We start from the raw sequence: 14594 nt of genomic DNA on the forward strand, positions 1-14594 counted from the left end.
GGACGCAATGCGCCCGGTCTCCGCCGGTTTCTTCACGCGCCTAGCGGATAATGCACATATTCGCTGAGCGCGGTATTGCCGGAGCGAAGCTGGACCCGGATATCGGCCGCTTTGCCGCCATCCCGCCGCAGATCGAGGGCGACACGGAAGAGGCCGGGCTGATGTAGGACGGGATAACCTCCTTTCCTGACCAACGCGGCGCCTGCCGTATCGACCCAGATGTCCGGCCGCGCATCTTGTTGGACGCCGGAAAAGTCGAGGATCAGGCGGTCCACGCCCGCTTCATTAGCCTGTCCGGTCCATATATTGGCGAGCACCGCGCCGCTCTTTGCCGGTCCACTCGCGGAGGACCAGTCCAGCCGGTAGCTGGCGTCGATCCTGCTGCCCGCGCGCACCGCCGCCGCCGGGGTCCAATAAGCGCAGACATTATCGACATATTCGCTGGTGGTGGGAAATTCGTAGAGCCGCACTTGCCCGGCACCCAATGGTTTGCGCGAAGATGCCCATAGCGAGGGACGGCGCTCGTAGAAAACGCCGTCATCCTGATAATGGTCGAAATTCCGGTCCCGCTGCATCAGGCCGAAGCCCTGAGGATTGCGTTCGGCAAAGGCATCGACGCGCGGGGCGGACGGATTGATAAGCGGACGCGCATGGGTCGTCCCATCAGTGCTGCCGATCGCGAGCAGGTCGGAATCATGGATTTCCGGGCGCCAGTCGGTGCGGGACGCGCGGCTTGCCTGATCATACCAGAACATGCTGGTCATCGGCATCAGCCCCAGTTCGGCAATTGCGCGACGGGGGAACAGGGCAGTGTCCACATCCTGCCGCACGCCCTGTGGGGTCAGCTCGCTTACGAAGCGATAGGCTCCCGTGATGGAGGCGCCGTCGAGCAGGGCATAGATGGTGATGCTGCTACGCCCGGTACGCTCCAGCCAGAAATGGGTGAAGCGAGGGAATTCCTCCTTGCCCTGGATGCTGGTGTTGATGGCGATCGCACGGGCGGACAGGCCGAACTGCTTGGTCGCGCCGGGGGAGCGGAAATAGCTGGCCCCGAGGAAGGACAGCCAGTCGCCATTGCGCGCCGCATTCATGACGCGAAACCCGGCATAGCCAGCGTCCGGCCCAAGCTGTTGCACCGCATTGTCGGCGGGCGCGTCGAACATCGTGGGGTCATAACGCAGCGGGACGGCGCGGCCATTTTCGACCAGCTCGATTTCGACCGGCTGTTCGGCCGAGGCGCTGAGCGGGAAAAGCTGCACCCCGGTGTCGCCGGGCAAATTGCCCCAGATGGTCCGGTCTTCCCGGAAGCGCGCCTTGTAGAGGGCATCATAGTCGACCTTGCGGGCGCCGGGATGATGCGGCGTTTCCCTATAAGGCTGCCGCGCGAGGCGCTGGGCGCGGGCGATCACCATTTCCCATGAAAAGCGCTCGCGACCCTGGGCAAGGGCCGATCCCGGGAGGAAGAGCGTAGCGCCTGAGGCGGCGATCATCGCGCGCCGGTCAATCTTCATCATGGCCGTAATGATGGGCGCATGGCTGAACATTGCAAGCCTAAGCCACCCAAAATGCGGTGAAGCCTCCGCCCGGGGGGACGGAGGCTTCGATATGCTGGCCGTTCGATCGAAGGTTGGTTGCCCGGCGCGGTGGGGACTGTTGATGCGCCGGGTTCCCGTGACTGGCTGTCAGGTGACCAATACCCCGCCTGTCAATTTGAGGTGCTGAACCGGTTTACTGGATCAGCTTCAGGACGTTCTGCTGGCTCTGGTTCGCCTGGGCGAGCATCGCGGTCGAAGCCTGGTTCAGGATCTGCGCCTTGGCGAGGGCGGTCGTTTCGGCCGAGAAGTCGGCGTCTTCGATGCGGCTCTTGGCGTCGGAGAGGTTGGTGATGTTGTTGGTCAGGCCATTGACCGTGGATTCCAGCTGGTTCTGCGCAGCGCCGAGCGAAGCGCGGGTCGTGGCGACGTCCTTCAACATCGTATCCACGTCGGTCAGGGCCGTGGCAGCGCCGGTCGTCGTGCTGACGTCCGAAGAAGCCAGGTTGGTCAGTGCGGCGAAGGCGATGTTCACGACGTCGCCGGAATTTGCGCCAGCCTGGATATCGACGTCGCCAGCCTTGGCGGTGTAGGTTGCGCCAGCTGCGCTGTTGAAGATGCGGACGCCGTTGAATTCGGTCGTGGCGAGGACGCTGGTGATCTGCGTCTTCAGTGCGGTCGCTTCAGCGTTCAGGTTGGTGCGGTCGGTCGCCGAGTAGGTTTCCGACTTCGACTGGACAGCCAGTTCGCGGATGCGCTGCAGCATGTTGGCGACTTCGCCCAGCGCGCCTTCAGCGGTCTGCGCCAGGCTGATGCCGTCGTTGGCGTTGCGGATGCCCTGGGTCATGCCCTTGATCTGCGAGGTCATCTGCGAGGCGATTGCCAGACCGGCTGCGTCGTCCTTGGCGCTGTTGATGCGCTTGCCGCTCGACAGGCGTTCCATCGCGGTGCTCAGTGCCTTGCCGGCGAGAGCCGAAGCGTTGGCGGCGCGCAGAGCAGAAGAGTTGGTTCCGATAACAGTCATGATATTCCCTTTCTATGTCCTATCAGGTCGCTGCCATCAGGCTGCTTGCGGCCTCGAAAGGGGATAACGGCACGCGGAAAAAAGCTTTTAGGGCTGAGCGCGATTTTTTTTGAGAAAAGTTGAAAAATCCCGGAAATCAAGGCTTTCACGCGGGCGCGTCCTATAGAAGCCGACTTCGGGCGGCCGGAAAGCGGAAGAAAATTGCCGCCAACCGGCAAGGTTATTGCCGCATTAACCAGATGATAACCATGCGAAGGGCATTTGTCGGACATCGAAGGGGGTTGGAACGTGCGGGGGCACAATCCGGCCAAAATGATTGGGGATTTTCATGGCATCGCTTGACGTCAGCCGAGGAGTCTGCGCGCTCGTTCCGGGCTTGCAGCACTGGCTGGAAAATGCCTTCTACATGGTACGGATCGTCGATGCGCAGAGCCCGCGTGAACGGGATGACCGCCGCGTCCTTCTGGCAACCGAGATCGGCCACGCTACCCATCGCGACATCCTGATCAACCTGGTCGACGGCCAGCCTTCGCTGGTGCCTGCCGCCAACGGCCTGCCCGCACGCGTGGCGTTCGGCCTTGAAGACATGGCTTTCTCCTTCGCCCTGATCGCCGAGCTGGCACGCCCGGCAAGCATCCCGGCGGTGGGCGACGCTGCCAGCACCCGCCTGATGACGCTGGCGGGCCGGGTCGCCCGCAGCGATGCCACCGTCCTGATCCAGGGTGATACCGGCACGGGCAAGGAAGGCATGGCGCGCTTCCTTCATGCGCAGTCGGGCCGCATTTCGCACGACTTCATCGCCGTCAACTGCGCCGCGCTTCCCGAGACCATGATGGAAGCGATGCTGTTCGGTCATAAGAAGGGCAGCTTCACCGGCGCGGCCAATGCTTCGGACGGCCTGTTCCTCGCCGCTGATGGCGGCACGCTGTTCCTCGACGAGATCGCCGAACTGCCGCTGCCGCTTCAGGCGAAGCTGCTCCGCGCTCTTCAGGAAGGCGAAATCTTGCCCGTCGGCGCAACCCATCCAGTGCCGGTCAATGTCCGCATCATCGCCGCCTGCAACCGTGACCTCGCCGCCGAAGTCGCCGCTGGGCGCTTCCGTGAAGACCTTTACTGGCGCCTCAATGTCATGCCGCTGGAGCTGCGCCCGCTGGCCGAGCGTGCTGGCGACGTGACCGCGATCGCCGCCGCCATGCTGCTGCGTCATCAGGATTTCGTCTGGCCGACCGCCGCCGCGCTGGAAAAGCTCGCCGCTCATGTATGGCCGGGCAATGCCCGTGAGTTGGGCAATGTGCTTCAGCGCGCCATCGTGCTGCGCGATGGGGAGCGGATCGACGCAGATGACCTTCATATCGCCGGTGCGCCGCAGCTGCGTGTCGTGGGCGCGCCTGCTCCGGTTGAGCCAGTCCGCCTGCGCGACGTCGCTCGCCAGTCGAAGCTGGACGCGATCCGCGCCGCACTGCGTGAGACGGACGGCCACCGCGCCGCCGCCGCCCGCAAGCTTGGCATTTCAGAACGCACCCTGCGCTATCGGCTCGCCGAAATGCGCGAACTTGCAGCGGCTTGAGGGAGGTAAGGTATGACCGGCATTTCCCCGACTGACAGCGTGATGGCCATCCGCAGCGCCATCCTTCAGAAAAACGCGGCTCTCCGCGACGTCGCCCAGACCGGTACGGTCGGCGGCGGCGCGGGGGTGGGCGGAGCCGAGGGTACGAAACCCGGCGGCTTTACCGAAGCGCTCAATTCCGCGCTCCAGCAGGTGAACGGCCTGCAAAGCCAGGCGGGCGAGGCGGCTTCCGCCTTCGAGCGCGGCGAAACGACTGACATCGCCGCCGTCATGCTGGCCAAGCAGCAGGCGTCGGTCAGCTTCGAAGCGACCCTTCAGGTCCGCAACAAACTCCTGTCCGCTTACAAGGACATTATGAGCATGCCGGTGTAATATGAGCGAGAACGCACTCACCCCCTCCGTTGGCGGCGCTGCCGCTCTCCCCGCCACTAGCGCCCCGGCTCTGGGCGGTGGCATGAACCCCGACGCGCTAAAGGCGCGCTTCACCGGCTTCATCAAGCAGCCTGCGGTGGCGAAGAGCCTGCCGCTGCTGGGCTTGCTGGGCGTCGTCGCGACGGCCGGTGCTGCCTGGCTGGCGCTGCGCGAACCGCCGCAGCGCGACCTGTTTCGTGGCCTGCCCGACGCGGACAAGTCGGCGGTCGCTCAGGTGCTCGACCAGAGTGGTCTGGCCTATGATTTCGACAAATCGGGCGCGATGACCGTGGCCGAGGATGATTATTTCAAGGCGAAGATGATGCTCGCCGCGCAGGGCCTGCCCAAGAGCGCGCCCGACGGCAACAGCATGATCGACAGCCTGCCGATGGGCGCAAGCCGCGCCGTCGAGGGCGAAAAGCTCCGTTCGGCCCGCGAAATGGATCTCGCCCGCACGATCGAAGCAATCGACAGCGTTGAAAGCGCCAAGGTCCACCTCGCCGTCGAACCGCCCAGCGTGTTCCTGCGCGAACGGGCCAAACCTTCGGCTTCGGTGATGCTGCGTCTGGCTTCGGGCCGCACGCTGACCGACGCGCAGGTGAGCGCCATCGTCCACCTCGTCGCCTCGTCGGTGCCGGAACTCAGCCCCGATCAGATTTCGCTGGTCGATCAGAATGGCCGCCTGCTCAGCAATAATGACGGCAATGCCGCTGACGACCGCCAACTCGCGGTCCAGGGCAAAATCGAGGATCGCTATCGCCAGTCGGTGATCGCGCTGCTCACCCCGATCCTGGGCGAAGGCAAATTCTCGACCGAAGTGCGTGCCGAACTGAACTTCGCAGAGCGTCAGGCGACCCGTGAAACCTATCCGCAGGACGAAGCGCGCCTGCGCACCGAAACCGGCAGCTGGGCGTCCGACCCGCGCGGCCAGGGTGCGGGCGGTGAAGCGAGCGGCGTTCCCGGCGCGCTAAGCAATCAGGCTCCGGTCAACCCGACTGTTACCCAGACCAACCCCAATGGTCAGGCCGTCAGCCAGGGTACGCAGGCCAATCAGCCCGCTACTCCCGCAAGTGCGCCGCTCAAGACCGAGGAAACCTTCAACCGCAGCTTCGAGCTGGGCCGTGAAGTGTCCGTTACTCGCGATGCGGTCGGCACGGTCAAGCGCCTGTCGGTCGCCGTGGCGCTCGACAATGGCGCGGATGGCAAGCCCCGCTCGGCACAGGAAATCGCTGCGCTGGAAGCACTGGTGAAGGGCGCGGTCGGCTTCGATCAGGCTCGCGGCGACGTGGTGGCGCTTTCGTCCCGCAGCTTCGTCAAGGCCGAGGAGGTGAAGGCACCCTGGTACGAAGCTGACTGGGTTTCGCCTCTGGTGCGCAACCTGTCTGCTCTCGCCGTCGCGCTGCTCGTCATCTTCGGCATCGGCCGCCCGCTTCTCAAGCGCCGCGCCGCTGCTCAGGAAGCCGCCGCTGCCAACATGGCTGCGCAGGGCCAGAAGATCGGCCGCGAAATCTCGACCGAGATTGGTCGGCAGGTCAGCGTGGCACCGGCCGGAGGTCAGGCGGTGACGCTCGACATGATCTCCTCCACTTATGACTATGCGCAGCGCGCCGACCTCATTCGCAACTTCGTGAAGCAGGACCCGGATCGTGCCGCCCTTGTCGTCCGCGACCTCCTGAAGGAAGGGAAGAAGGACAATGGCTGAAACCATGGAAGCCGCCGCCATTAAGGGCAGCGCCGCCGCCGCCGTCCTGCTGATGCTGTTCGATGAGGATGAAGCCGCGCAGATTCTCTCGCGCCTGGAACCCGACGAAGTCCGCCAGCTTGGCTATGCGATGTACGATGTCGCCGATGTCGCGGTCGAGGAAGTCAATGAGGCGCTCGACCATTTCGTGACCAAGGCGAAGAAGCGCACCACCATCGGCTATGGCGCGACCCGCCATATCCGCGGTGCGATGACCAAGGCGTTGGGCGAAGAACGCGCCGAAACCATCCTGGCGCGCATCACGCCGCCGACCCGCTCCACCCAGCTGGAAATGCTGAAGTGGATGGACGCCAAGGAAGTGGCTTCCCTGATCGAGGCGGAGCATCCGCAGATCATGGCGATTGTGCTCGCTCATCTGGAAGCGCCGGTCGCCGCTGACGTCCTGCAACTGCTTCCGGCAGAATATCAGGAAGAGATCGTCTACCGCATCGCCACGCTCGGCCCCGTGTCGAACGAAGCGCTGGATGACCTGGAGCAACTGCTACTGCGCGGTTCGACGTCGAAGAAGCAGGGCGCGGCATCGCAACGCGGCGGGACGATCGAAGCCGCCGCGATCATGAACAACGTCCGCAAGGACAATGAACAGCGGATCATGAAGGCCGTCGCCAAGCGCGACAAGATGGTCGCCCAGACGATCGAAGAAGAGATGTTCGTGTTCGATAACCTGATCGACATGGATGACAAGAATATGGGCACGCTGATGCGCACCATCGACAGCTCCGTGCTGGTCGTGGCGCTGAAGGGTGCGAACGACATGTTGAAGGGCAAGATATTCGGCGCGATGTCGGCGCGCGCGGCTCAGGCTATCTCCGACGAGATCGAGGAACGCGGACCCATCCGCCTGGCCGAGGTGATGGAGGCGCAGAAGCTGATTATCGCCACAGCGCGCCGCATGGCCGACGCTGGCACCATCATGCTGGGTGGCAAGGGGAACGACTTTGTTTAAGGTTTGGGATGCAAACAGCAGCCTTGACGCCGCCAGCATTCCGCTGGGCGGCATGGGGCAGGTGAGGAGCGGGGGCTTCCGCAGCCTTTATTCCGACGCGCCTGCCACACGCGGCATGCATGATGCCATGCCCGCGATGACGGACGAGGACCTGGTCGAACAGGCGCGGATGGAAGCCTTCACGCTCGGCTTTGACGAGGGATGCCGGGTAGTCGGCGACGCTGCCTCCGCCGATGCGGAAGCGCGCACACGCCTTGCCGAGGCGCTGGAACTGCTTTCCCCCGCGCCCAGCGGCATGCTGTCCACCATGTTGTCGGCTACGGTCGTTCGTCTGGTCGAGCAGATCGTGGGCGAGGTCGAGATCGACATCGAACGGCTGGTCCAGCGCTGCGACACGGTCGCGGCCTTCATCGAAGAAAATGACGAGAAGGGCGCGCTGCACCTGCATCCCGATGATGTAGCCATGCTGGAAGGTGAAGCGATCGGGCTCAAGCTGGTGGGCGACACTGCCATGCATCGCGGCTGCGTGCGGCTGGAAACCGCCGACGGCTGGGTGGAAGACGGCCCGGATGTGCGCCTTGCCCGCCTGCGCGCGCTGATGGACGACATGGAAGGTAAGGCATGATCAAGGCCGCGCTCGTACAGGCAGAGAACTTGTTCGACCATCTCCAGGTGCAGAACCGCCAGCCGCGCCACGTCGGCCGCCTGGTCAGCCACGACGCAGGCATGCTGGAGGTCACAGGCTTCCGCAAGCCGATCGGCGCGGGCGCGCGGGTGATCGCATCGGACGGCACAGTCTGCCGGGCCGAAGTCATCGGCTTTCGTGGTGATAAGACCTTGCTCGTGCCGCTCGACAATGATGTGCCGCTGGAAAATGGTGCGCGCGTCGAACCGGACAGCCAGGCGAATATGGTGCAGGTCGGCGAAGGGCTGATTGGTCGCGTCATCGACGCCATGGGCCAGCCGCTCGACCGTAAGGGGCCGATCATCGCGGGCGGCTCCTGGCCGCTCAACGGCGTCAAGGGCAATGTGCTCGACCGGGGCCGTGTCACCGAACCGTTCGACCTTGGCGTGCGCGCCGTCAACGCGCTGCTGACCGCCGGGCGGGGCCAGCGTATTGCCATCATCGCGGGCTCCGGCGTCGGCAAGTCGGTGCTGATGGGCCAGATGATCGCCGGGGCCGAAGCCGACATCGTCGTCGTGGGCCTGATTGGCGAACGTGGCCGCGAAGTCAGCGACTTCCTTGAAACCAAGCTCAAAAATTCGATGCACAAGTCGATCGTGGTAGCAGTGCCCGCTGATCATCCCCCGGTGCTGCGCCTGCGCGCCGCCGCCCGCGCCACCGCCATCGCCGAATATTTCCGCGCGCGGGGCAAGAAGGTGCTGCTGCTGATCGACAGCCTGACCCGTTGCGCCCATGCCCAGCGCGAAATCGGCCTGGCGCTTGGCGAGCCTCCGGCGATGAAGGGCTATCCGCCCTCGGCCCTCGCGCTGATCCCGCGCTTGGTGGAACGTGCTGGCGTCGATGCCCGCACCGGCGGCTCCATCACCGCGCTTTACACCGTGCTGGCAGACGGCGACGATACCGACGATCCAATCGTGGACGCCGCCCGTGCTATCGTAGACGGCCACTTCGTCCTCTCACGCCATCTGTCGGAACAGGCGATCTTCCCTGCCATCGACATCGGCAAGTCGCTCTCGCGCGTCATGGCGGATGTTGTGCCGGACGAACATCGCATGGCCGCAGCCTCCTACCGCCGCCTCTGGGCCGCCTATGAGGAAAATCGCGATCTCATCCTGATGGGTGCCTACCGCCCCGGCAACGATCCGGTGATCGACGAAGCCGTGCAGCGCCGCCAGGAAATTCTCGACTTCATCCGGCAGGATCAGAAAAGCCGCATCGACCTCGACACGAGCGCTGGCGCCCTGATCGCTGAGTTTGGCGCGTGAAGGGTCCGCTCAAAACCCGCCAGCGCGTGCTGCGCGTCCGCCATGTGCAACACGCCATGGCCGTTGCCGAAACCGCCCGCGCTCAGGACGAGGCTGACGGCATCGAACGCAACGCCGACAGGCTGCGCAAGGTGCGGAGCGATCTTTTTTCCGACCCCGGCATGGCAATTGGCGCGAATTTTGCAGCGATGCAGGAACTTGCTGGCCGGCTGGAGCAGGCTGGCCGTCAGCTGGATGGTGCGCTCTACGATGCGCGCCGCAAGGTTGAGGCGAAAGAAGGCCTCACCCTTGTGGCCAATCGGGATCGCGAAATCGCCGAAAAGCTCAAGGATCGCGCCCGCGCGGACCTGGAGGAATGGCGAGAGAACAAGCTGGCGGCCTTGCCGCGCTACCGCCGGATGCAGCGGACAGGAGATGTCTGACATGAACATGCTTTCCAGCCTGAAGGCACTGCTCTTTTCCTCGGCGTCGCCGGGCACGGCTGCGTCGCAGCCTGCCGCGCCGGGCGAAATTGCGGACTTCGCCGCGCTGCTCAATGGCACCATGGCTAAAGAGACTGTTGCGTCTCCAGCCCTGCCGGAGATTGACGGGCCGGATGCCGCGGTCGCCGTGCCCGAGATTCCCGGCGTCGAGGGGCAGGATGCTGCCACCACCGCCCCAATTCTTCCTATGAACATCGGTCAGCCAGAGGCCGCGCCCGAGCATGGCCATGTGCCGCACGGGCTTGCCATAGCGGTTGCCGCTGGCAAGGATTTGCCGTCATCATTGCCGCCCGGCCGAGCGCTGGGTCTCATCAAGCAGGCTGTTGATGCGCCAGTCGATGAGCCGGCACCGGTCGAGCCTGCCGGTCTCCCCGCGCAGCCTGAGGCAGGCTTGCCGAACGAAGCGCCCATTCAGCCTGACGCCGCATCGCCGGAACAACCGGAACAAATGGCCGAACCCCTTCACTTGCCCAAGCCGCGCCCGGACATCCGTAAGGACGACGCTGCGCCGGAAGTGGTCAGTCCGGTGGTACAGGACGCTCCTCCGGCCCCCACAAAATCTTCGCGCAAGGAAAAGGCGAAGACTGAACTGCCGCAGCAGGATGCCGTGACTGTGGCGCCAGCGCCGCAACCCGTCGCGGCGGCTGCGGATGTCCCGTCGGTTGTTTCGGTGCCAGTCGCCGCAGAACATGTGTCGGCGGACAACCCGCAAGCCACCGCCGCCATGTCAAACATGACCGCGATGACGGGGGCGATGCCACCAGCGCCGAAAGGCCGCTCGCCGCTGCCGCCCGAACCTGAAGAGATCGCTCCTGACAAGCGCGCCGCCCGCAGTGAGGGCAAGATTCCGTCAGCGGTTCCCGATGCACCCGTTGCGACTGCCGGAAACGAAAGCCCAGCGCCCGAACTCACCGTGGCAGCAGCGCCGGTTCTCAATGGCAAGCCAGTGAAGGCAGAAGCGATCGCCCTGCTGCAAATCGTGCGTGAACAGGTGGCCGCGCGCCAGACTGGCGCATCCGTGCGGGTTGGCGAACAGGTTTCGGCCGCCGCTCATGCCAAAGCCGATGCGTCGGCTCGTCCTGTTGACACGGCATTCGATCCCTCCATCCTTCCTCCGCCCTCTGACGCAGCTCCGGCTGTCCCTGCCGCCTCTGCGCCGCAAGGCACCACGCCGTCCTTGCCAATCGCTTCGCCATCGTCTGACCTGTCCGCCAGCCTTGGCGCCCAGGTCGTCGATATGGGCGTATCGGGCCAGTGGATCGACGGGCTCGCCCGCGACATCGCCGGGCTGTCCGCCAATGGCGCGCAGGGCCGCTTCCAGATCGATACGCACCATCTGGGCGCCGTGCAGGTGGACATCCGCCATGATACGGATGGCGCGGCTGTCAGCCTGACTGTCGCCAGCGAGGCGGCGGAAATGGCCTTGCGTCAGGATAGCGACCGGCTGAAGCTCGACGCAGGGCTGGCCGCCGTGCGCATCGCCGAAGTGAAGGTCGAACGCGCGCCCGCTATCGCCGAAGCGCATCGCCCCGAAACGGCCAATCAGTCCTCGTCTCAGCAGCAGCAACAGTCGCAGCAGGGCTCTCAAACGTCCGCCTGGGCGCAGAATAGCGGCCAGAATATGGGCCAGCCCCAGGGTCAGCAAAATCGCTGGCAGGGGCGCGAAAATAACGGCTTTGGCCCTAAAGGCTCCGGCGATCCTGCCGTTCTTAACCATGCAGACGCGCAGCCTGCCGCCCATGACAGGGCGCGCGCGCGGTACGCATAGGATTTAAGGATATTCGGGGGACCGGCAGATGAGCGACGAGGCTAAGGCGAAGAAGAAAAAGGGCGGGGGCAAGAAGATGATCCTCCTCGTCGCCGCCGCGCTCGTCCTGGGTGGTGCGGGAACGGCTGGCGGGCTTTATGCCGCCGGTTTCTTCAGCGCCAAGGAAGAAGGCCCGAAGGAAGACCCCAACAAGCCTGTCCTCGTCCTCGCGGGCGAGAGCGCCGAGGAAATCGCCAAGGCCCATGGCATGGCTGGCGGCGAAGGGCACGGTGAAGGTGGCGGCGGCGGCGGTAGCACGCATGCGCCCGCGCATCCGGGCAAGGGCATCGATCTGCCCACGCCCGCCAATCCGGCGGCCTATCAGGCGACCTATTTCCAGTTGCAGGCGCCCTTCACCTCCAACATGGCGGACACGGACGCCTTCGCCCAGATTTCCGTCGCGGTATCGACCTATTACGACCTGCGCGTGATCGAGGCGATCAAGACCCACGAGATGGCGATTCGCAGCCAGGTTCTGATGATGCTCGCGCAGCAGCCCGAAACCATGCTGGCGACGCCCGAGGGCAAGCGCCAGCTCCAGGGGCGCATAAAGGGCGTCATAAACGATATTTTGAAGCAAAAGACGGGTTATGGCGGCATAGATAACGTTTATTTTACCAATTTCGTTATTCAATAGGGGTGCCTGAAAGGTCGGGAAGTCCCCCGTCCACTAGGGCAGGGGACTATCATGACCGACGTTCAGACCTACGCCCTCGGGCGCGGGGAATCGCAGACACCACAGCTGCTGTCCGGGCTAGACCGGCTGGGCGAAAAGCTCGGTCGGCGTTTGCGTGCCTTGATCGAGCCTATCTCCGGAGTGCGGCCGCACATCGCGATGCTTGACGCGCGGGTGCTCGATTTCGGCGAATGGTCGGCGGAAGTGCCCGCCTTTTCCAGCATAGGCGTTTATCGCATCACCCCGCTGAAAGGGCAGATGCTGCTGCGCATGGACGCGGCCATGATCTCGACCCTGGTGGATTGCTTCTATGGCGGCCCCGGCAATCGCCCGCTGCCTGCACGCGGCGAGTTCACGCCGACCGAAGACCGCCTGATCAGCCGTATTTCCGAAGGCGTGATCGGGCGTCTCGTCGAAAGCTGGACCGATATTCTGCCGTTGGAAATTGGCCTCATCATCCGTGAAGCGGGCATCGGCTTCGCGTCGGCCGCGCAGCCTGGCGAACAGATGGTGCTGCAACGCTTCATGCTCAGCATCGCGCGCGATCAGGAATGGCCGATCGACCTGCTGTTTCCGCTGTCGTCGCTACGCGCGGTGGAGCCGCTCATGGGCGCCAAGGCCACCGTTGATGAAGAACGCATCGATCCCGTATGGCAGGCGCGCATCGCCAACCGCATGCGCGACATCCGCCTGCCCGCGCGTACCGTGCTGGCGCGCCCCAACCTCTCGCTCGCCGACCTCATGCAGTTGAAGACCGGCGACATCATTCCAGTAAACATCAGCCGCAGCCTGCCACTGATCGTGGGCGACCGCATCGTCGCCCATGGATCGATCGGCGAGCAGGACGGCCGCGCCGCATTCCAGATCGAAAAGATAGCACAGGGACCTGAACAATGAGTGACATGAGCGACGCGCCCCGGATCGAGGGTCTTGGTGACGAAGGGCTGAGCCGGATGGCCAATAACCGCCAGTTCCGCCTGTTGGCCGACATTCCCGTCCGCATGTCGGTGGAGGTTGGCTCCACTTCGCTGCGTCTGGCGGAGGTCATGGACCTGGCCGAGGGCAGCATTGTCGAACTGGACCGCCAGGCCGACGACCTGCTCGACATCATGGTCAACGGCGCCCTGATCGCTAAGGGTGAGGTGGTGACCGTGAACGGCCGCTACGGCATCCGCATCGTCGATATCGCCGCCGCTGAAAGCCGTCTGGCCGGGGTCGAACGGCGCGGCTGATCGCGCTCAATGCCTTTTTCTCTTGCTGCGCGCCGATCTTTCTGATTCGGAAAGGCAATTAACCATGATAGCGGATCGCGCCCCATGTTCTGGTACTTCGTCAAACTTCTGATCCTCCTGCCGCTGGTCGGCGGCATGGCCTTTGGCGCGCTGTGGCTGTGGCGCAAATATCAGCCCGGCCTGATGGTGGGGCAGGATGGCCGGTCGCTGAAGATGCTGGAGGCGCTGCCGCTCGGCACCTTCGGCAAGCTCGCCGTCGTCGAGTTTGAGGGCAAGAAGATCCTGCTGTCCGTCACCCGCGGCCGGATCGAAAAGATCGCGGAAGGCGACCCATATCGTGCGCGCTAGGGCGCTGCTGATTGGTGGGTTGGCGCTGACGGTTGGCCTGCTGATGGCTGAGCCCGCCCTCGCGCAGGCGGTCGCGCAAGCCGCACCCGCAGCGCCGGTCGATAATGGCGGCGCGCTGACCCGCGCGATGGGCGCGATTTCGGGCGATGGCCGCTCGCTGTCGCTGTCGCTGCAAATCCTCGTCCTCATGAGCCTGCTGTCGGTGCTGCCGTCGCTCGTGCTCATGATGACCAGCTTCACCCGCATCATCATCGTCCTGTCGCTGCTGCGTCAGGCGCTGGGGTTGCAGCAGACGCCGCCCAACCAGGTGCTGGTGGGCCTCTCGCTCTTCCTTTCCCTCTTCGTGATGCGCCCCGCGATCGACCAGATCAACGCGCAGGCCTTCGACCCCTATGGCAAGGGCCAGATCAGCATCGAGGAAGCGGTCGGCCGATCGGGCAAGGTGTTGCACGGCTTCATGACCAAGCAGACGCGCGAGACGGACCTCAAGCTGTTCGCCAACCTTGCCGAAGCGCCCGCCTTCCGATCGCCCGCCGATATTCCCTTCTCGATCCTGCTGCCCGCCTTCGTGACGTCGGAACTGAAGACGGCGTTCCAGATCGGCTTCATGATCTTCCTGCCCTTTCTCATCATCGATCTTGTGGTTGCCTCCACGCTGATGGCGCTCGGCATGATGATGTTGTCGCCCACGATCATCTCCATGCCGTTCAAGCTGCTGCTGTTCGTGCTGGTGGACGGCTGGGCGCTGACCATGGGGTCGCTGGCTGGGTCATTCGCGACGTGAGCAAGGCAATTTCCCCTCCACCGTTCGCCCTGAGCTTGTCGAAGGGCTTCTCTTCTTTTGAAGAAGGAAAGGG

At 64.3% G+C, this 14594-nt stretch carries 16 protein-coding genes; 13 read left to right on the forward strand and 3 right to left on the reverse strand.

Annotation, left to right across the window (positions count from 1 at the left end; all coding sequences use genetic code 11):
• Positions 1–32: 32 nt before the first annotated feature.
• The 3 genes from AC6JBC_RS04245 to AC6JBC_RS04255 all read right to left on the reverse strand — a co-directional run bounded on the left by AC6JBC_RS04245 (position 33) and on the right by AC6JBC_RS04255 (position 2828).
• On the reverse strand, positions 33–1514 hold the full coding sequence (locus AC6JBC_RS04245) for an OpgD/OpgG family glucan biosynthesis protein (protein WP_498025566.1): 1482 nt from the start codon (positions 1512–1514) through the stop codon (positions 33–35).
• Positions 1515–1728: 214 nt separating this feature from the next.
• A complete protein-coding gene (locus AC6JBC_RS04250; protein WP_464787271.1) occupies positions 1729–2556 on the reverse strand; it encodes a flagellin N-terminal helical domain-containing protein in 828 nt (275 codons plus the stop codon).
• The gene (locus AC6JBC_RS04255; protein ID WP_498025567.1) at positions 2553–2828 is read right to left on the reverse strand and encodes a hypothetical protein; all 276 of its coding nucleotides are present in this window, start codon (positions 2826–2828) and stop codon (positions 2553–2555) included. The genes AC6JBC_RS04250 and AC6JBC_RS04255 overlap by 4 nt, the downstream gene beginning before the upstream one ends.
• 56 nt (positions 2829–2884) lie before the next feature.
• On the opposite strand from AC6JBC_RS04255, the gene AC6JBC_RS04260 reads away from it, so the two are divergent.
• From AC6JBC_RS04260 to fliP, 13 genes are all read left to right on the forward strand, one after another.
• A complete protein-coding gene (locus tag AC6JBC_RS04260) occupies positions 2885–4123 on the forward strand; it encodes a sigma-54 interaction domain-containing protein (RefSeq protein ID WP_498025568.1) in 1239 nt (412 codons plus the stop codon).
• A 12-nt stretch (positions 4124–4135) separates the two neighbouring features.
• Positions 4136–4495 carry a flagellar hook-basal body complex protein FliE gene (gene fliE / locus AC6JBC_RS04265; protein ID WP_498025569.1) on the forward strand — a complete coding sequence of 120 codons (360 nt, stop codon included), beginning with the start codon at positions 4136–4138 and terminating at the stop codon, positions 4493–4495.
• Between the two features lies 1 nt (position 4496).
• Entirely contained in the window at positions 4497–6236 is a 1740-nt protein-coding gene (gene fliF, locus AC6JBC_RS04270; protein WP_498025570.1) for a flagellar basal-body MS-ring/collar protein FliF, read from the forward strand.
• Complete coding sequence (gene fliG / locus AC6JBC_RS04275) at positions 6229–7242, forward strand: flagellar motor switch protein FliG (protein ID WP_498025571.1); 1014 nt, start codon at positions 6229–6231, stop codon at positions 7240–7242. The genes fliF and fliG overlap by 8 nt, the downstream gene beginning before the upstream one ends.
• Positions 7243–7294: 52 nt before the next feature.
• Positions 7295–7867, forward strand: coding sequence for a FliH/SctL family protein (locus AC6JBC_RS04280; RefSeq protein WP_498025996.1), 573 nt, complete (start codon positions 7295–7297; stop codon positions 7865–7867).
• Entirely contained in the window at positions 7864–9192 is a 1329-nt protein-coding gene (locus AC6JBC_RS04285; RefSeq protein ID WP_498025572.1) for a FliI/YscN family ATPase, read from the forward strand. The genes AC6JBC_RS04280 and AC6JBC_RS04285 overlap by 4 nt, the downstream gene beginning before the upstream one ends.
• 56 nt (positions 9193–9248) lie before the next feature.
• Positions 9249–9614, forward strand: a complete 366-nt coding sequence (locus AC6JBC_RS04290) for a hypothetical protein (RefSeq protein WP_464789180.1) — start codon at positions 9249–9251, stop codon at positions 9612–9614.
• A 1-nt stretch (position 9615) separates the two neighbouring features.
• Positions 9616–11442: a flagellar hook-length control protein FliK gene (locus AC6JBC_RS04295; RefSeq protein ID WP_498025573.1), complete on the forward strand. Its 1827-nt coding sequence runs from the start codon at positions 9616–9618 to the stop codon at positions 11440–11442.
• A gap of 28 nt (positions 11443–11470) precedes the next feature.
• Positions 11471–12118 (forward strand): flagellar basal body-associated FliL family protein, encoded by a 648-nt coding sequence (locus AC6JBC_RS04300; RefSeq protein WP_498025575.1) that lies wholly within the window; start codon positions 11471–11473, stop codon positions 12116–12118.
• Positions 12119–12169: 51 nt separating this feature from the next.
• Positions 12170–13054: a flagellar motor switch protein FliM gene (locus AC6JBC_RS04305; protein WP_464787262.1), complete on the forward strand. Its 885-nt coding sequence runs from the start codon at positions 12170–12172 to the stop codon at positions 13052–13054.
• A complete protein-coding gene (fliN, locus tag AC6JBC_RS04310; protein WP_498025576.1) occupies positions 13051–13389 on the forward strand; it encodes a flagellar motor switch protein FliN in 339 nt (112 codons plus the stop codon). The genes AC6JBC_RS04305 and fliN overlap by 4 nt, the downstream gene beginning before the upstream one ends.
• 84 nt (positions 13390–13473) lie before the next feature.
• Positions 13474–13737, forward strand: a complete 264-nt coding sequence (locus tag AC6JBC_RS04315; RefSeq protein ID WP_167302144.1) for a FliO/MopB family protein — start codon at positions 13474–13476, stop codon at positions 13735–13737.
• A gap of 43 nt (positions 13738–13780) precedes the next feature.
• Positions 13781–14521, forward strand: a complete 741-nt coding sequence (gene fliP, locus AC6JBC_RS04320; protein WP_498025997.1) for a flagellar type III secretion system pore protein FliP — start codon at positions 13781–13783, stop codon at positions 14519–14521.
• Positions 14522–14594 lie beyond the last annotated feature (73 nt).

This window comes from Sphingobium sp. RC1, assembly GCF_059738765.1.

Excerpts from the sequence above, each read along its gene's own strand:
- fliN (WP_498025576.1), top strand. The coding sequence starts at position 13,051 with ATGAGTGACATGAGCGACGCGCCCCGGATCGAGGGTCTTGGTGACGAA.
- AC6JBC_RS04280 (WP_498025996.1), top strand. The coding sequence starts at position 7,295 with ATGGGGCAGGTGAGGAGCGGGGGCTTCCGCAGCCTTTATTCCGACGCG.
- AC6JBC_RS04285 (WP_498025572.1), top strand. The coding sequence starts at position 7,864 with ATGATCAAGGCCGCGCTCGTACAGGCAGAGAACTTGTTCGACCATCTC.
- AC6JBC_RS04315 (WP_167302144.1), top strand. The coding sequence starts at position 13,474 with ATGTTCTGGTACTTCGTCAAACTTCTGATCCTCCTGCCGCTGGTCGGC.
- AC6JBC_RS04245 (WP_498025566.1), bottom strand. The coding sequence starts at position 1,514 with ATGATGAAGATTGACCGGCGCGCGATGATCGCCGCCTCAGGCGCTACG.
- AC6JBC_RS04250 (WP_464787271.1), bottom strand. The coding sequence starts at position 2,556 with ATGACTGTTATCGGAACCAACTCTTCTGCTCTGCGCGCCGCCAACGCT.
- AC6JBC_RS04300 (WP_498025575.1), top strand. The coding sequence starts at position 11,471 with ATGAGCGACGAGGCTAAGGCGAAGAAGAAAAAGGGCGGGGGCAAGAAG.
- AC6JBC_RS04295 (WP_498025573.1), top strand. The coding sequence starts at position 9,616 with ATGAACATGCTTTCCAGCCTGAAGGCACTGCTCTTTTCCTCGGCGTCG.
- fliF (WP_498025570.1), top strand. The coding sequence starts at position 4,497 with ATGAGCGAGAACGCACTCACCCCCTCCGTTGGCGGCGCTGCCGCTCTC.
- fliG (WP_498025571.1), top strand. The coding sequence starts at position 6,229 with ATGGCTGAAACCATGGAAGCCGCCGCCATTAAGGGCAGCGCCGCCGCC.
- fliE (WP_498025569.1), top strand. The coding sequence starts at position 4,136 with ATGACCGGCATTTCCCCGACTGACAGCGTGATGGCCATCCGCAGCGCC.
- AC6JBC_RS04305 (WP_464787262.1), top strand. The coding sequence starts at position 12,170 with ATGACCGACGTTCAGACCTACGCCCTCGGGCGCGGGGAATCGCAGACA.
- AC6JBC_RS04260 (WP_498025568.1), top strand. The coding sequence starts at position 2,885 with ATGGCATCGCTTGACGTCAGCCGAGGAGTCTGCGCGCTCGTTCCGGGC.
- AC6JBC_RS04290 (WP_464789180.1), top strand. The coding sequence starts at position 9,249 with ATGGCCGTTGCCGAAACCGCCCGCGCTCAGGACGAGGCTGACGGCATC.
- fliP (WP_498025997.1), top strand. The coding sequence starts at position 13,781 with ATGGCTGAGCCCGCCCTCGCGCAGGCGGTCGCGCAAGCCGCACCCGCA.
- AC6JBC_RS04255 (WP_498025567.1), bottom strand. The coding sequence starts at position 2,828 with ATGTCCGACAAATGCCCTTCGCATGGTTATCATCTGGTTAATGCGGCA.